5 protein-coding genes and 1 pseudogene are annotated in these 19,014 nt (G+C 72.1%); 3 read left to right on the plus strand and 3 right to left on the minus strand.

Features of this window, described 5'->3' with window-relative positions:
* Position 1: 1 nt before the first annotated feature.
* The 3 genes and pseudogenes from Drose_RS14290 to Drose_RS14300 all read right to left on the minus strand — a co-directional run bounded on the left by Drose_RS14290 (position 2) and on the right by Drose_RS14300 (position 15,497).
* The gene (locus Drose_RS14290) at positions 2–454 is read right to left on the minus strand and encodes a nuclear transport factor 2 family protein (protein ID WP_260728675.1); all 453 of its coding nucleotides are present in this window, start codon (positions 452–454) and stop codon (positions 2–4) included.
* Positions 436–10,584 (minus strand): annotated as a pseudogene (locus tag Drose_RS14295) (type I polyketide synthase); the annotation flags it as partial. The pseudogene Drose_RS14295 and the gene Drose_RS14290, both read right to left, overlap by 19 nt.
* A 65-nt stretch (positions 10,585–10,649) precedes the next feature.
* Positions 10,650–15,497, minus strand: coding sequence for a type I polyketide synthase (locus Drose_RS14300; protein WP_260728677.1), 4,848 nt, complete (start codon positions 15,495–15,497; stop codon positions 10,650–10,652).
* A 192-nt stretch (positions 15,498–15,689) separates the two neighbouring features.
* Here Drose_RS14300 and Drose_RS14305 point away from each other — a divergent pair, with 192 nt between their 5' ends.
* Genes Drose_RS14305 through Drose_RS14315 form a run of 3 tightly spaced genes read left to right on the plus strand, consistent with a single transcriptional unit; the run spans position 15,690 to position 19,004 of the window.
* Positions 15,690–16,889 carry a cytochrome P450 gene (locus tag Drose_RS14305; RefSeq protein WP_260728678.1) on the plus strand — a complete coding sequence of 400 codons (1,200 nt, stop codon included), beginning with the start codon at positions 15,690–15,692 and terminating at the stop codon, positions 16,887–16,889.
* 42 nt (positions 16,890–16,931) lie between these two features.
* Positions 16,932–18,149 (plus strand): cytochrome P450, encoded by a 1,218-nt coding sequence (locus Drose_RS14310; RefSeq protein WP_260728679.1) that lies wholly within the window; start codon positions 16,932–16,934, stop codon positions 18,147–18,149.
* 30 nt (positions 18,150–18,179) lie between these two features.
* A complete protein-coding gene (locus Drose_RS14315) occupies positions 18,180–19,004 on the plus strand; it encodes an SAM-dependent methyltransferase (RefSeq protein ID WP_260728680.1) in 825 nt (274 codons plus the stop codon).
* Positions 19,005–19,014 lie beyond the last annotated feature (10 nt).

Genomic DNA, 19,014 nt, shown 5'->3' on the forward strand with positions numbered 1-19,014 from the left:
GTCAGCCGGTCACGTCGATGTCGGACCTTCCCCAGAACGTCTGCGCCTCACGGATGAGACCGGCCCCGTCCACCCGCAGCAGCCGCATGTAGGTGAGCCGGAGCCCCTTGCCCGCGGGGTCGGCCGGCGGCACCAGCCAGCCCCGTCCGGCGAAGACCGGGCCGAGGGGGAAGTAGTCCATGACTGCGCTGATCGGAATGAGGGTGTGCGCGCCGTCCTGCCCGGCGACCGGCTCGCCGGGAATCTCCCGCAGGTTCCCGGCGACGGATCGCTCGAAGTGGGCGCGCAGGGCCTCCCGGCCGGTCTGCGGTTCCCAGCCGACCGGATCGGCGAAGGCGACGTCGTCGCCGTACAACTCGAGGATCGCGGCCACGTCCCCGGCGTTCACGCGACGGCAGTGCTCCAGCGCCAGCCGTTTGCGGTCGCGCTCACTGGTCAGTCTTCGGTACGGCAAATCTCTCCTCCGTTCGTGCTCCGTCCGAGGTCACGGTCGATGAACTCGAAGATCTCATCGGCGCTGGCCGTCGCCAGACGGTCGGCCGAGACCGCCTCCGCCACCGCGACGTTCCCGTGCGCCTCCAGCCGCAGCAACGTGTCCCGCAGCCGCTTGGTCAGCGTCTGCTGGGCCGTGCCGTTCCCGGCGGCGACGGCCAGCAGCGAGCGTTCCAGCCGGTCGACTTCGCCCAGCACGGGAGCGAGCGGGTCGGGCTGGGTCAACTTGAGCTCGCCGAGCAGGTGGCGCGCGAGGTACACCGGGTCACGATGGTCGAAGACGAGCGTTGCCGGCAGCCGCAGCCCGGTGGCGGCCTGCAGGCGGTTGCGCAGCTCGATGGCGGTCAGCGAGTCGAAGCCCAGGTCCTGGAACCGCTGCTCGGCGGTGAACGTGTCGGCGCGGTCGTGGCCGAGGACCACGGCCGCCTGGCCGCGGACCAGGTCCAGCAGGGTCTGTTCGCGGTCGGCCTCGGACATGACGGTCAGCCGGCCGATCAGGTCGGCTGGGGTCGGGCCCCCCGACCGCAGGGCCACATCGCGGATGAGGTGGCGCAGGACGGCCGGCACCTCATGGGTCTCCGCGTTGCGGCGAATCTGGGCCAGGTCCAGGCGAACCGGCGCGAGGAGCGGGCGGCCGCCGGCCATGGCGGTGTCGAACAGGGACAGGCCCTGCTCGATGCTCATCCCCACGAGGCCGTCGCGGGCGTGGCGGGCGCGGTTCGACTCGCCGACCCGTCCCCACATGCCCGCGCTCTGCTGCCACATTCCCCAGGCGAGGGACGTGGCGGGCCGGCCCAGGGCGTGCCGGTGCTGGGCGAAGGCGTCCAGGAAGGCGTTGGCCGCGGCATAACAGCCCTGACCGCCGCCGCCGATCAGGCCCACCACCGAGGAGAACAGCACGAAGGCCGACAGGTTGCGCTCGCCGATCAGCTCGTGCAGGTGGATCGCCCCGTCCGCCTTGGTCCGCAGCACGGCGTCGAACTGATCCGGCGTCATCGACTGGAGGGTGGCGTCCCGGACGATGCCGGCGGCGTGGATGACGGCGGTCAACGGATGCTCTTCAGGGACGGCCGCCAGCACCTCGGCCAACCTCGCGCGGTCGCCGACGTCACAGGCGGCGACGGTGACGTCGGCGCCGTAGGAGGTCAGCTCGGCGGTCACGTCGGCGGCGCCCGGCGCGTCGAGACCGCGGCGGCTGATCAGCAGCAGCCTGCGGACGCCGTGCCTGGTGATCAGGTGGCGCGCGCAGAGGGTGCCGAGTCCGCCGGTGCCGCCGGTGATCAGGACGGTGCCTCGCGGATCCAGCGGTGCCGGCGGGACAGGCCGCTCGTTCCGGTCGGGGCGGACCAGTCGCGGGACGAACGCGCTGCCGCCGCGCAGCGCAAGCTGCGGCTCGCCCGAGGCCAGGGTCGCGGCCACGGCGAGGTGTGAGGCCTCCTGCCCGTCGAGGTCGAGCAGGACCAGCCGCCGGGGAAACTCGATCTGCGCGCAGCGGACCATTCCCCACAGCGCCGCCGCGGCCAGGTCACCGACGTCGTCGCCGGGGTGGACGGCGACCGCTCCGTGCGTGACGACGACGAGCCGGGTGTCGTCGAACCGGGAGTCGCCCACCCAGTCCTGCAGGAGCGACAGCAACTCGCCGCTGGCGCACCGGAGCCGGTCCGGCAGAGCGTCGCCGTCCGGCGCGGTGTGGGCGAGCGCGACGACCGTGCCGGGCCGGTCGGCACCCGCTGCGACGGCCGCGCGGAGCCCGGCCAGGTCGCGGTAGGCGGACGCGTCGGGCCAGGCTCGGGCCAGCGCGTCGCCGTCGGGGACGAGCAGAGCGTAGCGCTCGCCCGATCCTCTGGCCGGCCCGGTGAAAGGCAGCCAATCGAGCCGGAGGAGCGCGTCGTCGCCGCGGGCCTGGGCGATCTGCTCGGCGGCGACCGGCCGTACGATCAGCGACTCCAGGGTCATCACCGGCGCACCGGCCGGATCGACCGCGGTGAGGGCGAGCCGGTCCGGGGCCTCCCGCGTCATCCGTACCCGCAGTGACGTGGCGGCGGTGGCGTGTAGCCGCAGACCGGTCCACGCGAACGGCAGGAGGATCTCGCTGGTGGTGCCGGCGGCCAGCAGCACCGCGTGCAGGGTGGCGTCGACGAGAACTGGGTGGAGGCCGTAGCCGGCCCGCTTCCGCTCGCTCTCCGGCAACGTCACCTCGGCGTAGATGTCGTCGCCGGCCCGCCACGCGGCGACGAGCGCCCGCGACGCCGGGCCATATTCGTGGCCCTGCGCGGCGAGCTCCTCGTACGGGTCCCCGGCGGTGATGGGTTCGGCCCCTTGCGGTGGCCACGCGCCGTCGAATCCGGCGGCCGGCTCGGCGGGCGCCTCGGGCGCGAGCGAACCGGTCGCGTGCCGCGTCCAGGCGGGCTTGTCGTCGTACCGGGCGGAGGGCCGGGAGTGGATGCCGACCGGCCGCTGCCCGGTCTCGTCCGGCGGCCCGACGCTGACTTGCAGGTCGACGGCGGCGTCGGAGGGCAGGGCCAGCGGGCTCTCCAGCGTGAGCTCGGCGACGTGGTCGCAGCCCGCCCGCCTCGCGGCATACAGGGCCAGCTCGGCGAAGACGGAACCGGGCAGCAGGACGCTGCCCAGCACGCGGTGCTCGGCCAGCCAGGCGGGCGATTGCTGGGAGACCCGGCCGGTGAGCAGCAGGGTCTGCTCGCCCGCGGGCTCCACTGTCGCGCCCAGCAAGGGGTGCCCGCCGGTGGTGAGGCCGAGGCCGGCCGGGTCGCTCCTGAGCACGATCGGCGCGTCGAGCCAGAAGCGCCGCCGCTGGAAGGCGTAGCCGGGCAGGTCGACGATGCGGGGCGGCGGGTCGGCGGGGAACTGGTTGGTCCAGTCGACGCCGCTTCCCGCGGCGAATGCCTGCGCGAGGGCGCGGATGAGCTGCTGGGACTCGTCGTGCTCGCGGCGCAGCGTGCCGATGGTGGTTGCGGTGGCGCCGGCGTGGTCGGCGCATTCCTCGACGGCGGGTGTGAGGACGGGATGCGGGCTGACCTCGATGAAGGTGTGGTGGCCGTCGTTGAGCAGCGCGGTGACGGTCTCGGCGAAGCGAACCGGCTGGCGCAGGTTGCGTATCCAGTAGTCGGGGCCGAGGTCCGCGCCGTCGGTGGGTTCGGTGGTGACGGTGGAGTAGAAGGCGATGTCGGTGGGGCTCGCGGTGATACCGGCGAGGGCGTCGGCGATCTCGTCGGTGAGCCGGTCGATCTGGGGGCCGTGGGAGGCGTAGTCGACGTCGATGGCGCGGGCGCGGAGGCCTTCGTTGTGTGCGGTGGTGACGGCCGTGGCGATGTGCTCCGGGGGCCCCGAGATGACGGTCGTGGTCGGGCTGTTGGTGGCCGCGATACCGATGCCCTCGATGTCGGCCAACAACGCGGTGGTCTGCTCGGCGGTGGTCGCTATGGAGGCCATGGCACCCTGTCCGGACAGCCGGCGCAGGGCCTTGCTGCGCAGGGCTACGACTTTGGCGGCGTCGTCGAGGGTGAGGGCGCCGGCGACGCAGGCGGCGGCGATCTCGCCTTGGGAGTGGCCGATGACGGCGGCGGGGGTGACGCCGTGATGCCGCCAGACGGCGGCCAAGGAGACCATGATGGCCCAGAGGACCGGTTGCACCACGTCGACGCGCCTGAGTTCGGTACCGTCGCCGCGGAGGATCTCGGTCAGCGACCAGTCCACGTGCGGGGCGAGGGCGAGCTCGCATTCGGTGATGCGGGTGGCGAAGACGGGGGAGTCTGTCAGCAGTTGAGCGCCCATGCCGACCCACTGCGATCCCTGGCCGGGGAAGACGAGCACGGCTCCTGACCCGCTGGTGTCGGCCACGCCCGTCACCACGCCGGCGTCCGGCTCGCCCTCGGCGAGCGCCCGCAGCGAGCCGAGCAGCTTCTCCTGGCTGGTACCGGTCACCACCGCGCGGTGGCCCAGGGGTGAGCGGGTGTTGATCAGGGACCAGCCGATGTCGGTGGCGGACAGGTCGGGGTGGGCGGTGACGTGCTCGGCGAGCTGACGGGCCTGGGCGTGCAGGGCTTCCTCGTTGTGGCCGCAGATGACCCAGGGCACGGGACGGTCCGTGGTGGGCGACGGCGGTTGTTCGGGTTCCTCCGGGGCCTGTTCGACGATGAGGTGGGCGTTGGTGCCGGAGATGCCGAAGGCCGAGACGCCCGCGCGGCGCGGGTGATCGGTGTCGGGCCAGTCGCGTGCCTCGGCGAGCAGGTTGACGGCGCCGGTGTTCCAGTTGACGCGGGTGCTGGGGCGGTCGATGTGCAGGGAGGCGGGCAGCAGGCCGTTGCGGATGGCCATGACCATCTTGATGACGCCGGCGGCGCCGGCGGCGGCCTGGGTGTGACCGATGTTGGACTTGACGGAGCCGAGCCACAACGGCGCGTCGTCGGGACGGTCCTGCCCGTAGGTGGCCAGCAGAGCCTGGGCCTCGATGGGGTCGCCCAGGGGGGTGCCGGTGCCGTGTGCTTCCACGGCGTCCACGTCGGCGGCGGACAGGCGCGCGTTGGCCAGCGCCTGGCGGATGACGCGTTCCTGCGAGGGCCCGTTGGGGGCGGTCAGCCCGTTGCTGGTGCCGTCCTGGTTGACGGCGCTGCCGCGGATGACGGCCAGGACGTTGTGGCCGTTGCGGCGGGCGTCCGACAGCCGTTCCAGCATGATCAGGGCGGCGCCCTCGGCCCAGCTAGTGCCGTCGGCCGCGTCGGCGAACGGCTTGCACCGGGCGTCCGGGGCGATACCGCGCTGCCGCGAGAACTCCACGAACGAGGCCGGCGTGGCCATCACCGTCGCGCCTCCGGCCAGCGCGAGCGTGCATTCCCCCTGCCGTAGCGCCTGGCTCGCGAGGTGCATCGCCACCAGCGACGACGAGCACCCCGTGTCCACGGTCACGGCCGGGCCTTGCAGGCCGAGGATGTAGGAGATGCGGCCGGAGGCCACGCAACCCAGATTTCCGGTGCCGATGTACCCCTCGACCTCGTCGGTCCGCATGCCGATGAGGGTCAGGTAGTCGAAGATGGTCAGGCCGGCGAACACGCCGGTTTCGCTTCCCTTGAGCGCGTCGCGGTTGATGCCGGCGTCTTCGATGGTGGCCCACGCGGTCTCGAGCAGCAGCCGCTGCTGCGGGTCCATGGCGATGGCCTCGCGCGGGCTGATGCCGAAGAAGGCGGCGTCGAAGTCGGCGGCGTCGTAGACGAACCCGCCTTCGCGGACATAGCTCTTCCCCGTTTTGTCGGGGTCGGGATCGAACAGGGAGTCCAGGTCCCAGCCGCGGTCGGTGGGGAATCCGCCGATCGCGTCCCGGCCCTCGACGACCAGCTTCCACAGGTCGTCCGCGGATCGCACGCCACCCGGGTAGCGGCAGGCCATGCCGACGATCGCGATGGGCTCGTCGTCGGCCCGGCCCGGCCCGGCGGGGTGCACGACGGCGGCTCGCGTCGCCGCCGGCCGCTCGCCGAGCAGCTCACCCTCGATGTAGCGGGCCAGCGCCTGCGGCGTTGGCTGGTCGAAGATGATCGTGGCCGGCAGCTCGAGCCCGGTCGCCCGGTTGAGCTGGTTGCGTAGCTGGACCGCGGTGAGCGAGTCGAAGCCGAGCTCGCGCAGGGGCTTGTTCGCCGGGATCGCGTCCGCCCCCGAGTGCCCGAGGGTCGCGGCCGCCTCCGTGCGCACGTGGTTGAGCAGGATCTGGTAGCGCCGGGACGGCGTCGCGCGCCGGAGCTCCTGCCCGAGCGGCGTCGTGGCGGTGGCGCCCGGCTTGGCGCCGTCGGCGGCGGGCCGGCTGTTCTCCGGGAGGTCGGCCAGCAGGGGCGCGGGTCGTCCGGCGGTGAAGGCCGGGGTGAACTGCGCCCAGTCGATGTCCGCGATGGTGAGCGTCGGGGTGCCGGCGGTGACGGCCTGGCGCAGGGCCTTGGTGGCCAGGTCGGGGTTCATGGCGTGCAGCCCGAAGCGGGAGAAGTAGGCGACGGTGCTCTGGGCCGCCGCTATGCCCGCCTCGCCCCACAGCCCCCAGGCGAGGGAGGTGGCGGGTTGGTGATCGTGGTGGCGGTGGTGGGCGAGGGCGTCGAGGTAGTGGTTGGCCGCGGCGTAGGCGCTTTGCTGGCCGCTGCCCCAGGTGGCGGCGCCGGAGGAGAACAGCAGGAAGGTGGTGACCGGGTGATCCTTGGTGAGGTCGTGCAGGTGCGCGGCCGCCTGGGTCTTGGGGCGCAGCACATTGTCGAGCTCGGTGGTGGTGAGGTTGGTGACGGGGATGTAGTTGGGAACCCCGGCGGCGTGGATGACGGTGGTGAGGGGCTGGTCGGCGGGGATGCGGCTGAGGGCCTGTTCGAGTTGGCCTCGGTCGGCCGCGTCGCAGGCGGTGATGGTGACGTCGGTACCGAGGTGTTCGAGCTCTTGGGTGAGGGCGTCGGCGCCGGGGGCGGCTGGTCCGCGGCGGCTGAGCAGCAGCAGGTGGGGTGCGCCGTTGCTGGCCAGCCAGCGGGCGAGGTGTGCGCCGATGCCGCCGGTGCCGCCGGTGATGAGGGTGGTGCCCGTCGGTTGCCACGTGGCTGGGACGGTGGGTGCCGGCGGTGCGTGGCGCATGCGGCGGGCGAACGTGCCGGTGGGGCGGATGGCGGTCTGGTCTTCGGGCTGCCCCGGCGCGAGCAGGGCGGCGATGCGGGGCGCGGTGTGCTGGTCGATGTGGAGGGGTAGGTCGATGAGTCCGCCCCAGAGTTTGGGGTGTTCGAGGGCGGCGACGCGGCCGAGGCCCCAGATCTGGGCCTGGGTGGGGTGGGGTAGGGGTTCGGCGTTGGTGGTGGCGACGGCGCCCTGGGTGAGGCACCACAGGGGTGTGGTGGTGTTGGTGTCGGTCATGGCCTGGACGAGGGCCAAGGTGGCGGACAGCCCGGCGGGTACGGCCGGGAACTCCGGGTGGGGCGTTTCGTCGAGGCCGAGCAGGCTGAGCACTCCCACCGGTTCGGTCCCGGCCAGGAGAGCGGTGAGGGTTTCCCGAGTGGCCCGGGGCGCGTCCACGACCGCACGGACCACCGTGGCGCCGTGCGCCTCGAGTGCCCGCAGTGCCACGCGCACGGCCGGGTGGTCCGCCTGTGCGGCCGCGACGAGCAGCAGCCACGTTCCGGTGAGCCCCGGGTCGGCCACGTCGGAGACCGGCTTCCAACCGACCTCGTAGCGCCAGGAGTCGATCGTCCGCCGCTCGCGGTGCTCCCGCCGCCACTGCGCCAGCGCGGGCAGCGCCGGACGGAGCGCCGCGGTGTCCTCGTCGTCCAGGCGCATCGTGCCGGTCAACGCGTCGATGTCGTTGTCCTCGATCGCCTGCCACAGCTTCGCCTCGACCGGGTCGTCCCCGCCGCCGGTGGTGGGCGGCCCGGCCGCGGGCAGCTCCAGCCAGAAGCGCTCGCGCTGGAAGGGGTAGGTGGGCAGGCCGACGGTGCGGGGCGGCGGATCGGCGGGGAACCAGCGGGCCCAGTCGACGGCAACTCCTGCGGTGAACGCCTGCGCGAGCGCCCGCGTGAGCTGCGCCTGGTCGTCGCTGTCGCGGTGCAGGGTGGCGATGGTGGTGACGGTGGCGCCGGCGTGGTCGGCGCATTCCTGGATGGCTGGGGTGAGGACGGGGTGGGGGCTGACCTCGATGAAGGTGTGGTGGCCGTGGTTGAGCAGGATGGTGATGGTGTCGGCGAAGCGGACGGGTTGGCGCAGGTTGCGTGTCCAGTAGGTGGTGTGCAGGTGGGTGCCGTCGGTGGGTTGGGCGGTGACGGTGGAGTAGAAGGTGGTGTCGGTGGGGTGGGCGGTGATGCCGGCGAGGGCGTCGGTGATCTCGTCGGTGATGTGGTCGATCTGGGGGCCGTGGGAGGCGTAGTCGACGTCGATGGTGCGGGCGCGGAGGCCTTCGTTGTGTGCGGTGGTGACGGCGGTGGCGATCTGCTCGGTGGGCCCGGAGATGACGGTGGTCGTCGGGCTGTTCGTGGCGGCGATGCTCACGCCGTCGATGCCGGCCAGTAGCGTGGTGGTGGGTTCCGCGCCGGCGGCGATCGAGGCCATGGCGCCGTGTCCGGCCAGTTGTCGTAGGGCTTTGCTGCGCAGGGCTACGACTTTGGCGGCGTCGTCGAGGGTGAGGGCGCCGGCGACGCAGGCGGCGGCGATTTCGCCTTGGGAGTGGCCGATGACGGCGGCGGGGGTGACGCCGTGGTGCTGCCAGACGGCGGCGAGGGAGACCATGATGGCCCAGAGGACCGGTTGCACGACGTCGACCCGGGTCAGTTCGGTGCCGTCGCCGCGCAGCATGTCGGTCAGCGACCAGTCGACGTAGGGGCTCAGGGCTTGTTCGCAGTCGTTGATCCGGGCCGCGAAGACGGGGGAGTCCTCCAGCAGTCGGGCGCCCATGCCGGCCCACTGTGATCCTTGGCCGGGGAACACCAGGACGGGGCCGGGGCCGGCCGGCGGTGCCTGGCCGGTCACCACGTCCGGGTGTGCCTCACCCCGGGCCAGCGCCGAGAGCGCCGCCCGCGGGTCCCGGCCGAGGATGGCCGCCCGGTGTTCGAGGGGCGTGCGGGTGGTGATCATGGACCACGTGAGGTCGGTGGCCGTGTGCTCGGGATGCGCGGTGATGTGCTCGGCCAGCCGGCGGGCTTGCGCCTGCAGGGCGTGGAGACTGTGGCCGCTGACGATCCAGGGCACGGGCCGGTCGGTGGCGGGCGCCGCGGGTTGTTCGGGTTGTTCGGGGACCTGTTCGACGATGATGTGGGCGTTGGTGCCCGAGATGCCGAACGAGGACACGCCGGCCCGTCGCGGGTGATCGGTGGACGGCCACGGCTTCGCCTCGGTCAGCAGCTTCACCGCGCCGGCGGACCAGTCGACGTGCTCGCTGGGGCGGTCGATGTGCAGGGAGGCGGGCAGCAGGCCGTTGCGGATGGCCATCACCATCTTGATGACACCGGCGATGCCCGAGGCGGCTTGGGCGTGGCCCAGGTTGGACTTGACGGAGCCGAGCCACAGGGGCGCGTCGGCGGGGCGGTCCTGCCCGTAGGTGGCCAGCAGAGCCTGGGCCTCGATCGGGTCGCCCAGCGTCGTCCCCGTCCCGTGTGCTTCCACGGCGTCCACCTCGGCGGCGGACAGGCGCGCGTTGGCCAGCGCCTGGCGGATCACCCGCTCCTGCGAGGGGCCGTTCGGCGCGGTCAGCCCGTTGCTGGCGCCGTCCTGGTTGACGGCGCTGCCGCGGATGACGGCCAGGACGTTGTGGCCGTTGCGGCGGGCGTCCGACAGCCGTTCCAGCATGATCAGGGCGGCGCCCTCGGCCCAGCTAGTGCCGTCGGCCGCGTTGGCGAACGGCTTGCACCGGCCGTCGGGGGCGACCCCGCGCTGCCGCGAGAACTCGGTGAACGCTCCGGGTGTGGCCATCACGGTCGCGCCTCCGGCCAGCGCGAGCGAGCATTCCCCCTGCCGCAGCGACTGGCTCGCCAGGTCGATCGCCACCAGCGACGACGAGCAGGCGGTGTCCACGGTCAGGGCGGGGCCTTCCAGGCCCAGGATGTAGGAGATGCGGCCGGAAGCCACGCTGCCGAGGTTTCCCGTGCCGATGTACCCCTCGACCTTGCTGGAGGTTTGGGGGACGAGCATCAGGTAGTCGTGCGCGCTGATGCCGGTGAACACCCCGGTGTCGCTGCCCGCCAGGGCCTCGCGGGTGAGCCCCGCCTGCTCCGCTGCCTCCCACGCGGTCTCGAGCAGCAGCCGCTGCTGCGGGTCCATGGCGACGGCCTCGCGGGGGCTGATGCCGAAGAAGGCGGCGTCGAAGTCGGCCGCGTCGTAGACGAACCCCCCGTCGCGCACATAGCTGGTGGCGGGGTTCTCCGGGTCGGGATCGAACAGGGTGTCCAGGTCCCAGCCGCGGTCGGTGGGGAATCCGCCGATCGCGTCCCGGCCCTCGACGACCAGCTTCCACAGATCGTCCGCGGATCGCACCCCACCCGGATAGCGGCACGCCATGCCGATGATGGCGATCGGCTCGGGCGCGGCCGACTCCAGCTCGTACAGACGCTCGCGCGCAGTGCGCAGCTCCGCGGTGACCCACTTGAGGTTGTCGAGAAGCTTTTCCTCGGTCGACATGCGGCCGGGCTCCCTCCAGGTGCGCGCGGTCAGGACTTACCGAACTCTTCGGATATGAGGGCGAACATGTCGTCCGCCGTGGCGGTCTCCAGGTCGCGGCCGTTCGCGGCCGGGCCGTCGCTCCAACTGGTCGCCAGGGACCGCATCCGCACGGCGATCCGCCGGCGCGCGGCGGCATCCACCTGACCCGAGGCGCTCGCCGCCGCCCACTTGGCGAGCTCGGCGAGGATGGTGCCTTCGGTTGGCGTGCCGTGGCCCTCGAGCCGGGTGTGCAGGTAGTCGGCGAGTTCCTGGGGGGTCGGCCGATCGAAGACGACGGTGGTCGGCAGGTGGAGTCCCGTGCTGGCGTTGAGCTGGTTGCGCAGTTGGACGGCGGTGAGGGAGTCGAAGCCCAACTCCTGGAACGGCTTGTGCGCGGGAACCGTGGCGGGAGACGGCAGGCCGAGGGTGGCGGCCGCCTGGGTCTGCACGTGCCGCAGAAGGATCTGGTTGCGCTGGGCGGCCGTGGCTCCGGCGAGCTCCGCGACGAGGGGGGCGACCGCGGCCTTGTCGGCGGCGGCGGACCGGCTGTTCTCCGGGAGGTCGGCGAGCAGGGGGGAGGTTCGAGCGGCGGTGAACGTGGGGATGAACCGCGCCCAGTCGATGCTGGCGATGGTGAGCGCGGTGGTGCCGGCGGCGATCGCCTGATGCAGCCCCCTGATGGCCAGGTCGGGCTGGATCGGATGGACGCCGAAACGGGCGAGGAACGCCGTGGCGGCCTCGTCCGCGACCATGCCTGCATCGCCCCAGAGTCCCCAGGCGAGGGAGGTGGCGGGTTGGTGGTCGTGGTGGCGGTGGTGGGCGAGGGCGTCGAGGTAGTGGTTGGCCGCGGCGTAGGCGCTTTGCTGGCCGCTGCCCCAGGTGGCGGCGCCGGAGGAGAACAGCAGGAAGGTCGTCACCGGGTGGTGCCGGGCCAGCTCGTGCAGGTGGGCGGCGGCGTGCGACTTGGGGCGCAGGACGTTGTCGAGTTCGGCGGAGGTGAGCTTGGTGATGGGGAGGTAGTTCAGCACGCCGGCCGCGTGGAAGATCGTGGACAGCGGTTTGTCCGCGGGGATCTGGCCGAGGGCTTGTTCGAGCCGGGGGCGGTCGGCGACGTCGCAGGCGATGACGGTGACCTGGGAGCCGAGGGCCTTGAGCTCCTGCGTCAGCTTGTCCACGCCGGGAGCTTCGGGCCCGCGGCGGCTGAGCAGCAGCAGGTGGGGTGCGCCGTTGCTGGCCAGCCAGCGGGCGAGGCGTGCGCCGATGCCGCCGGTACCGCCGGTGATGAGGGTGGTCCCGGTGGGGTGCCATTCGCCGGTGGTGGCCGGTGGCGCGTGGCGCATGCGGCGGGCGAAGACACCGGTGGAACGAACGGCGGTCTGGTCCTCCGCCAGGCCGGGGCTGAGGACGGCGGCGACGCGGGCGGCCGTCTGGTGGTCGATGTGGAGGGGTAGGTCGATGAGTCCGCCCCAGAGTTTGGGGTGTTCGAGGGCGGCGACGCGGCCGAGGCCCCAGATCTGGGCCTGGGTGGGGTGGGGTAGGGGTTCGGCGTTGGTGGTGGCGACGGCGCCCTGGGTGAGGCACCACAGGGGTGTGGTGGTGTTGGTGTCGGTCATGGCCTGGACGAGGGCCAAGGTGGCGGACAGCCCGGCGGGTACGGCCGGGAACTCCGGGTGGGGCGTTTCGTCGAGGCCGAGCAGGCTGAGCACTCCCACCGGTTCGGTCCCGGCCAGGAGAGCGGTGAGGGTTTCCCGAGTGGCCCGGGGCGCGTCCACGACCGCACGGACCACCGTGGCTCCGTGCGCCGCAAGCGCGTCGACGGCCGCGTCGACCGTCGGACCGTCGCAGAGCGCCTGCGGCATCAGCAGCAGCCACGGGCCGGAGGGCACCGCGGGTGCGGGGACCTGGACGCTCTTCCAGGCGACCTCGTACCGGTAGGAGGCAAGCGCCGACTGCTCGCGGTGGTTGTGCCGCCACGCCGACAGCGCCGGCAGCGCCGGGCCGACCGCCGCCACGGCGTCCTGGCCGTCGAGGCCGAGCAGGTCGGTCAGCGTGCCGATGTCGCCGTCCTCGATCGCCCGCCACAGCCGCGCCTCGGCCTCGTCAGGTGCCCGGCCCGCGCCGGCGGCGGGGGTCGCCCGATCCACCCAGTAGCGCTGACGCTGGAAGGGGTACGTGGGCAGGTCGACGGTGCGGGGCGGCGGGTCGGCGGGGAACCAGCGGGTCCAGTCAATGTGGAGGCCGGTGCCGTAGGCGTGCGCGAGCGCCCGCGTGAGCTGGGCCTGGTCGTCGTGGTCGCGGCGCAGGGTGCCGATCGTGGTGGCCGCGGCGCCGGTGCGCTCGGCGCACTCCGCGACGGCGGGGGTGAGCACGGGGTGCGGGCTGACCTCGATGAAGACCTGGTGGCCGGCGTTGAGCAGGGCGTCGACGGTGTCGGCGAAGCGGACCGGCTGGCGCAGGTTGCGGATCCAATAGGCGGTGTCGAGGGTGGTGGTGTCGGTCCGCCCGCCCGTCACGGTGGAGTAGAACGGCACCGTCGCGGCCGTGGGGACGATGCCCGCCAGTACCGTCGTGAGTTCCGCGGTGATCTGGTCGATCTGGGGGCCGTGGGAGGCGTAGTCCACGTCGATGAGTCGGGCCCGGACCCCCTTGTCCTGTGCGGCGGCCACGACGGCGGCCACCTGCTCGGGTGGTCCGCAGATCACCGTCGCGGCCGGGCTGTTGACCGCGCCGACCGCCACGTCGCCGGCCGGCCGGGTGAGCTGGCGCGCCTCCGCCTCGCCGACCAGGAGCGACGCCATGGCGCCGTGTCCGGCCAGTTGCCGTAGGGCTTTGCTGCGCAGGGCTACGACTTTGGCGGCGTCGTCGAGGGTGAGGGCGCCGGCGACGCAGGCGGCGGCGATTTCGCCTTGGGAGTGGCCGATGACGGCGGCGGGGGTGACGCCGTGGTGCTGCCAGACGGCGGCGAGGGAGACCATGATGGCCCAGAGGGCGGGTTGTACGACGTCGACCCGGGTCAGTTCGGTGCCGTCGCCGCGCAGCATGTCGGTCAGTGACCAGTCGACGTAGGGGCTCAGGGCTTGTTCGCAGTCGTTGATCCGGGCCGCGAAGACGGGGGAGTCCTCCAGCAGTCGGGCGCCCATCCCGGCCCATTGCGATCCCTGGCCGGGGAACACCAGGACGGGGCCGGGACCGGCCGGGTGCGCCTGCCCCGTCACCACGTCCGGATGTGCCTCACCCCGGGCCAGCGCTGGCAGAGCCGCGTAGGGGTCCTGACCTAGGATCACCGCCCGGTGTTCGAACGCCGGGCGGGTGGTGATCAGCGACCAGCCCACCTCCGCCGCGGACGGTCCGCGGTCCGCCAGCTCCCGTAGCCTGCCGGCCTGGGCCCGCAACGCTGCGGCGCTGCGCGCCGACAGCACCCACGGCACCGGGCCGGCCTGACCCGCCGGCGCGGGCGCGGGTTCGGCCGCGGGGGCCTCCTCCACGATCAGGTGCGCGTTCGTACCGGAGAAGCCGAACGACGACACGCCCGCCCGGCGTGGCCGGTCACCGCGCGGCCACGCCCGTGCCTGGGCCAGCAGCGACACCGCACCGGCGGACCAGTCCACGTGCGTGCTGGGTTCGTCGAGGTGCAGCGAGGCCGGCAGGGTCTCGTGCCGCAACGCCAGCACCATCTTGATCACCCCGGCGACGCCGGCGGTCATCTGGGTGTGGCCGATGTTGGACTTGACCGAGCCCAGCCACAGCGGCGCGTCGCCGGGGCGGTCCTGCCCGTAGGTGGCCAGCAGGGCCTGGGCCTCGATCGGGTCGCCCAGCGTGGTGCCGGTGCCGTGTGCCTCCACGGCGTCCACATCGGACGCCGACAGGCGCGCGTTGGCCAGCGCCTGCCGGATCACCCGCTGCTGCGCGGGACCGCTGGGTGCGGTGAGCCCGTTGCTGGCGCCGTCCTGGTTGACCGCGGAGCCGCGGATCACCGCCAGCACCCGACGGCCGTGGCGCCGGGCGTCGGACAGGCGCTCAAGCAGCAGTATCCCCGCACCTTCCGCCAGCGTCATGCCATCGGCCTTCGCCGAGAACGCTTTTGAGCGGCCGTCGGGCGCCAGCGCCCGCATCTCGCTGAAGCCGATGAGGGCGGCCGGCGACGACATGACGTGCACGGCACCGGCGAGCGCCAGCGTCGACTCGCCCCGCCGCAGCGACTCGCAGGCGGCGTGGATGGCGACCAAGGAGGACGAGCATGCGGTGGCGATCGTGAGCGCGGGGCCCTCCAGGCCGAGCGTGTAGGAGACGCGGCCGGAGGTGACGCTGGCGGCGTTGCCGATGGTGAAGTAGCCCGCCGTGCCCTCGGGGACCTCCGCGTCGCTCAGGCAGTAGTCGAAGCCGTCGCAGCCGAGGAACACGCCGACCGGGGCGGATCGCAGGGATTGGGGATCGATGCCCGCGCGCTCGATGGCCTCCCAGGAGGTCTCCAAGGCGAGCCGCTGCTGCGGGGCCATGCCGAGGGCTTCGGCCGGACCGATGCCGAAGAAGGCGGCGTCGAACTCCCCGGCGTCCTGGACGAAGCCGCCCGCGCGGACGTACGCGGTGCCCGGATGCTCCGGGTCCGGATGGTAGATCGCGTCCAGGTCCCAGCCGCGGTCCTCGGGCAGCGCGGTGATCGCGTCCCGGCCCTGCGCCACCAGATCCCACAGGTCCTCGGGGGAGTTCACGCCGCCGGGCAGGCGGCAGGCCATGCCGACGATCGCGATCGGCTCCCGCGCGGTCGACTCGGCGTCTCTGACGCGGCGCTGGGCCCGGCGCAAGTCGGCGGTGACACGCTTCAGGTAATCGAGGAGTTTCGCTTCGTTGTCGGCCATCTGCGAGGCAGTCGCTCCTCTCCGTGTCCTGTCCGAGGCATCCGAGGCGCTGGCCCCGGGTCGGCTCGGCCGCCGGGGCGAGCGCCTGGTGGAAGCCTCACCAGGGCCGCTAAAGCACCCCTAACCCAAATGCGGCCGGCGGGGAAAGCGCGGTTTTAGCGCCCGGAAAGCGGGCGGCCCGACCATAGCGACATGGACGCCCCGATCGCGTTTCCCCGCCAGGCCCGTCCCGGGCCGTTTGATCCGCCGGAGGTGCTCGGTGCTCTGCGGGAGCAGTCTCCGCTGATCCCGATGCGGTTCGCCGACGGTCACGTGGGCTGGTTCGTGACGAGTTACTCGGCCGTCCGATCCATCCTGAGCGACCCCCGGTTCAGCGCCCGGCCCGAGCGCCACCATCTTGTGGTGGAGCTCCCCATGGCCAAGGCCTTCGCCGGCCGGCTGAGCATGAGCGTGTCGGGCATGTTCCACCTGCAGGACCCTCCCGAGCACACGCGGTACCGGCGGGCCCTGGCCGCGGAGTTCACGGGTCAGCGGATGAAGCTGCTCGAGCCGAGGATCGTCGAGATCACGCGGACGTGTCTGGACGCGATGGAAGCGGCGGGGTCGCCGGCCGACCTGGTCGAGCAGTTCGCGTTTCCCGTTCCCTCGCTCGTGATCTGCGAGCTGCTGGGCATCGCGCACGACGACCGGGAGAGCTTCCGCTGGGCGGTGGCCACGATGTCCCACTGGGGTAGCAGCGTCGAGGAGACGCGGCGTGCCCTGGACACCGTGCTCGGGTTCTTCCCGCCGCTGATCCGGCGCAGGCGTCGGAACCCCGGCGACGACCTGCTCAGCCGGCTGATCCGAAACAGCACCCTGACCGACGAGGAACTGGCCACCATCGGCTACATCCTCTTCGCGGGCGGGTTCGAGACCACGGCGAACATGCTGGCGCTCGGCACGTTCGCGCTCCTGGAACACCCCGCACAGAAGCGGATGTTGTGCGGTGATCCCTCGCTGGTCGGCAACGCGGTCGAGGAGTTGCTGCGCTACCTGACGATCGGCCACATCGGTCCGCAGCGCGCCGCGACCGAAGACGTGGCGATCGAGGGCGTGCTGATCAGGAAGGGTCAGGCCGTCATGATGTCGCTCCCCGCCGCCAACCGCGATCCCGCGCACTTCGAAGACCCGGAAACGCTCGACATCACCAAGCCGGCCGGTGGCCATGTCGCGTTCGGCCACGGCGTGCACGGATGCCTCGGCCAGCAGCTCGCGCGGGTGGAGATGCGCGTCGCGTACCCAGCGCTGTTCGAGCGCTTCCCGCGGCTGCGCTTGGCCGTGCCGGCCGAAGAGGTACCGACCAAACAGGACACCATGGCGTACGGCGTTCAGCGCCTTCCGGTCGCCTGGTGATCCCATGACCACCCCGACGGAATGAGCGCGAAGGAGTCAACGGTGCAGAACCATGCGCGCGCGGCGACGGAGACGCCGATCACGTTTCCTCGGCAGGCCCGTCCCGGGCCGTTTGACCCGCCGGAGGTGCTCGGTGCTCTGCGGGAGCAGTCTCCGCTGATCCCGATGCGGTTCGCCGACGGTCACGTGGGCTGGTTCGTGACCGGCTACTCGGCTGTGCGGTCGATCCTGAGCGACCCCCGGTTCAGTGTCCGCCCGGAGCGCCAGCATCCGGCGGTGGACCTGCCGATGACCAGGGCTCTCATCGGCAAGATGAACGGGTCCGGGATGTTCCTGATCATGGACCCTCCCGAGCACACGCGTTACCGGCGGGCCCTGGCCGCGGAGTTCACGGGTCAGCGGATGAAGCTGTTCGAGCCGAAGATCGTCGAGATCACGCGGACGTGTCTGGACGCGATGGAAGCGGCGGGGTCGCCGGCCGACCTGGTCGAGCGGTTCGCGTTTCCCGTTCCCTCACTCGTGATCTGCGAGCTGCTGGGCATTCCGCCCGCTGATCGCGTCGAGTTCCAGCACGCCTCCGCCACGCTGTTCGACCGGGGCAGCGGCATCGAGGAGACGCGGCGCGCCTTCGACACCGTGCTGGGGTTCTTCCCGCCGCTGATCCGGCAGAAGCGTCAGGACCCCGGCGACGATCTGCTCAGCCGGCTGATCCAGCACAGCGCCCTGACCGACGACGAGCTGGCCACCATCGGCTACATGCTGTTCGCGGGCGGGTTCGAGACTACGGCGAGCATGCTGGCGCTCGGCACGTTCGCGCTGCTCGAGCACCCCGAGCAGAAGGAGCTGTTGCGCGGCGATCCCTCCTTGGCCGGCAACGCGGTCGAGGAATTGCTGCGCTATCTGACGATCGGCCACATCGGTCCGCAGCGGGCCGCGACCGCGGACGTGGAGATCGAGGGCGTGCTGATCAGGAAGGGCCAGTCCGTCATGATGTCGCTGTCCGCGGCCAATCGGGATCCCGCGCATTTCACGGACCCGGAAACGCTCGATATCACCAAGCCTGCCGGGGGTCACGTTGCCTTCGGCCACGGCGTGCACGGGTGTCTGGGCGGCCAGCTCGCGCGGGTGGAGATGCGCGTCGCCTATCCGGCGCTGTTCGAGCGCTTTCCCGGCCTGCGCCTGGCGGTGCCGCCCGACGAGGTGTCCATCAAGTTGGACGCGTTCGTCTACGGCGTCCACAGTCTGCCGGTCGCGTGGTGACAACGCGCCCCGTTCCCAGAGAGGCGAACGATGGTCACTGAGCTGCCCTCCTCGCTGGAAAGCAGGATCGCCGACTATTACACCGGGTTTCGCGGCGTCGGTCCGACGCGCCGGACGAGATACCTGAACTTCGGATACTGGGCGCCGGGCTGCGACGACCTCGACGACGCCTGCGAGAAGCTCACCGACATGCTCGCCGACGCGGCGGGGATGCGGGAAGGCGATCGGGTGGTCGACGCCGGGTTCGGTTATGCCGATCAGGACCTGCACTGGCTCGAGACGAGAAGGCCGGAGCTGATCGTCGGGCTGAACATCACGCCGTCGCAGGTCGAGATCGCCCGCGAGCGGGTCCGGGAACGGAACCTGGCGGACCGCCTCGATCTGCGGGTCGGCTCGGCGACCGACATGCCGTTGGCGGCGGGCACGTTCGACCGGGTCGTCGCGCTCGAGTCGGCTTTCCACTTCGACACCCGTCAGGACTTCTTCCGGGAAGCGTTCCGCGTGCTGCGTCCGGGCGGCGGGCTGGCCGTCGCCGACGTCATCCCGCTCGGCGGCCGGCGCGAGGAACGGATCCGCGATCTGAACGCCGTATGGGGCGGTTTCGTGCCGCCCGACAACCTGTACGACCGCGACACGTATGCCGAACGGCTACGGGAGGTGGGCTTCGCCGACATCTCCGTCCAGGACATCTCCGGGAACGTCTACCGGCCCCTGCTCGACCACCTGCGGCGGCATCTGGGGGAGCGGGGCGACCTGCAGATGTCCGAGGACGTTCTCGCCTGGGGCATGGCGCAGTACATGACGCACACCGAATACGCGATCGCTTCCGCCCGGAAGCCGGTTGGTCCGGAGTGACTGAGATGGT

The sequence above is a fragment of the Dactylosporangium roseum genome, from assembly GCF_025264685.1.
Taxonomy (GTDB): Bacteria; Actinomycetota; Actinomycetes; order Mycobacteriales; family Micromonosporaceae; genus Dactylosporangium; species Dactylosporangium roseum.

Coding starts and splice junctions, on each gene's coding strand:
- Drose_RS14315 (WP_260728680.1), top strand. CDS start 18,180: ATGGTCACTGAGCTGCCCTCCTCGCTGGAAAGCAGGATCGCCGACTAT.
- Drose_RS14305 (WP_260728678.1), top strand. CDS start 15,690: ATGGACGCCCCGATCGCGTTTCCCCGCCAGGCCCGTCCCGGGCCGTTT.
- Drose_RS14300 (WP_260728677.1), bottom strand. CDS start 15,497: ATGGCCGACAACGAAGCGAAACTCCTCGATTACCTGAAGCGTGTCACC.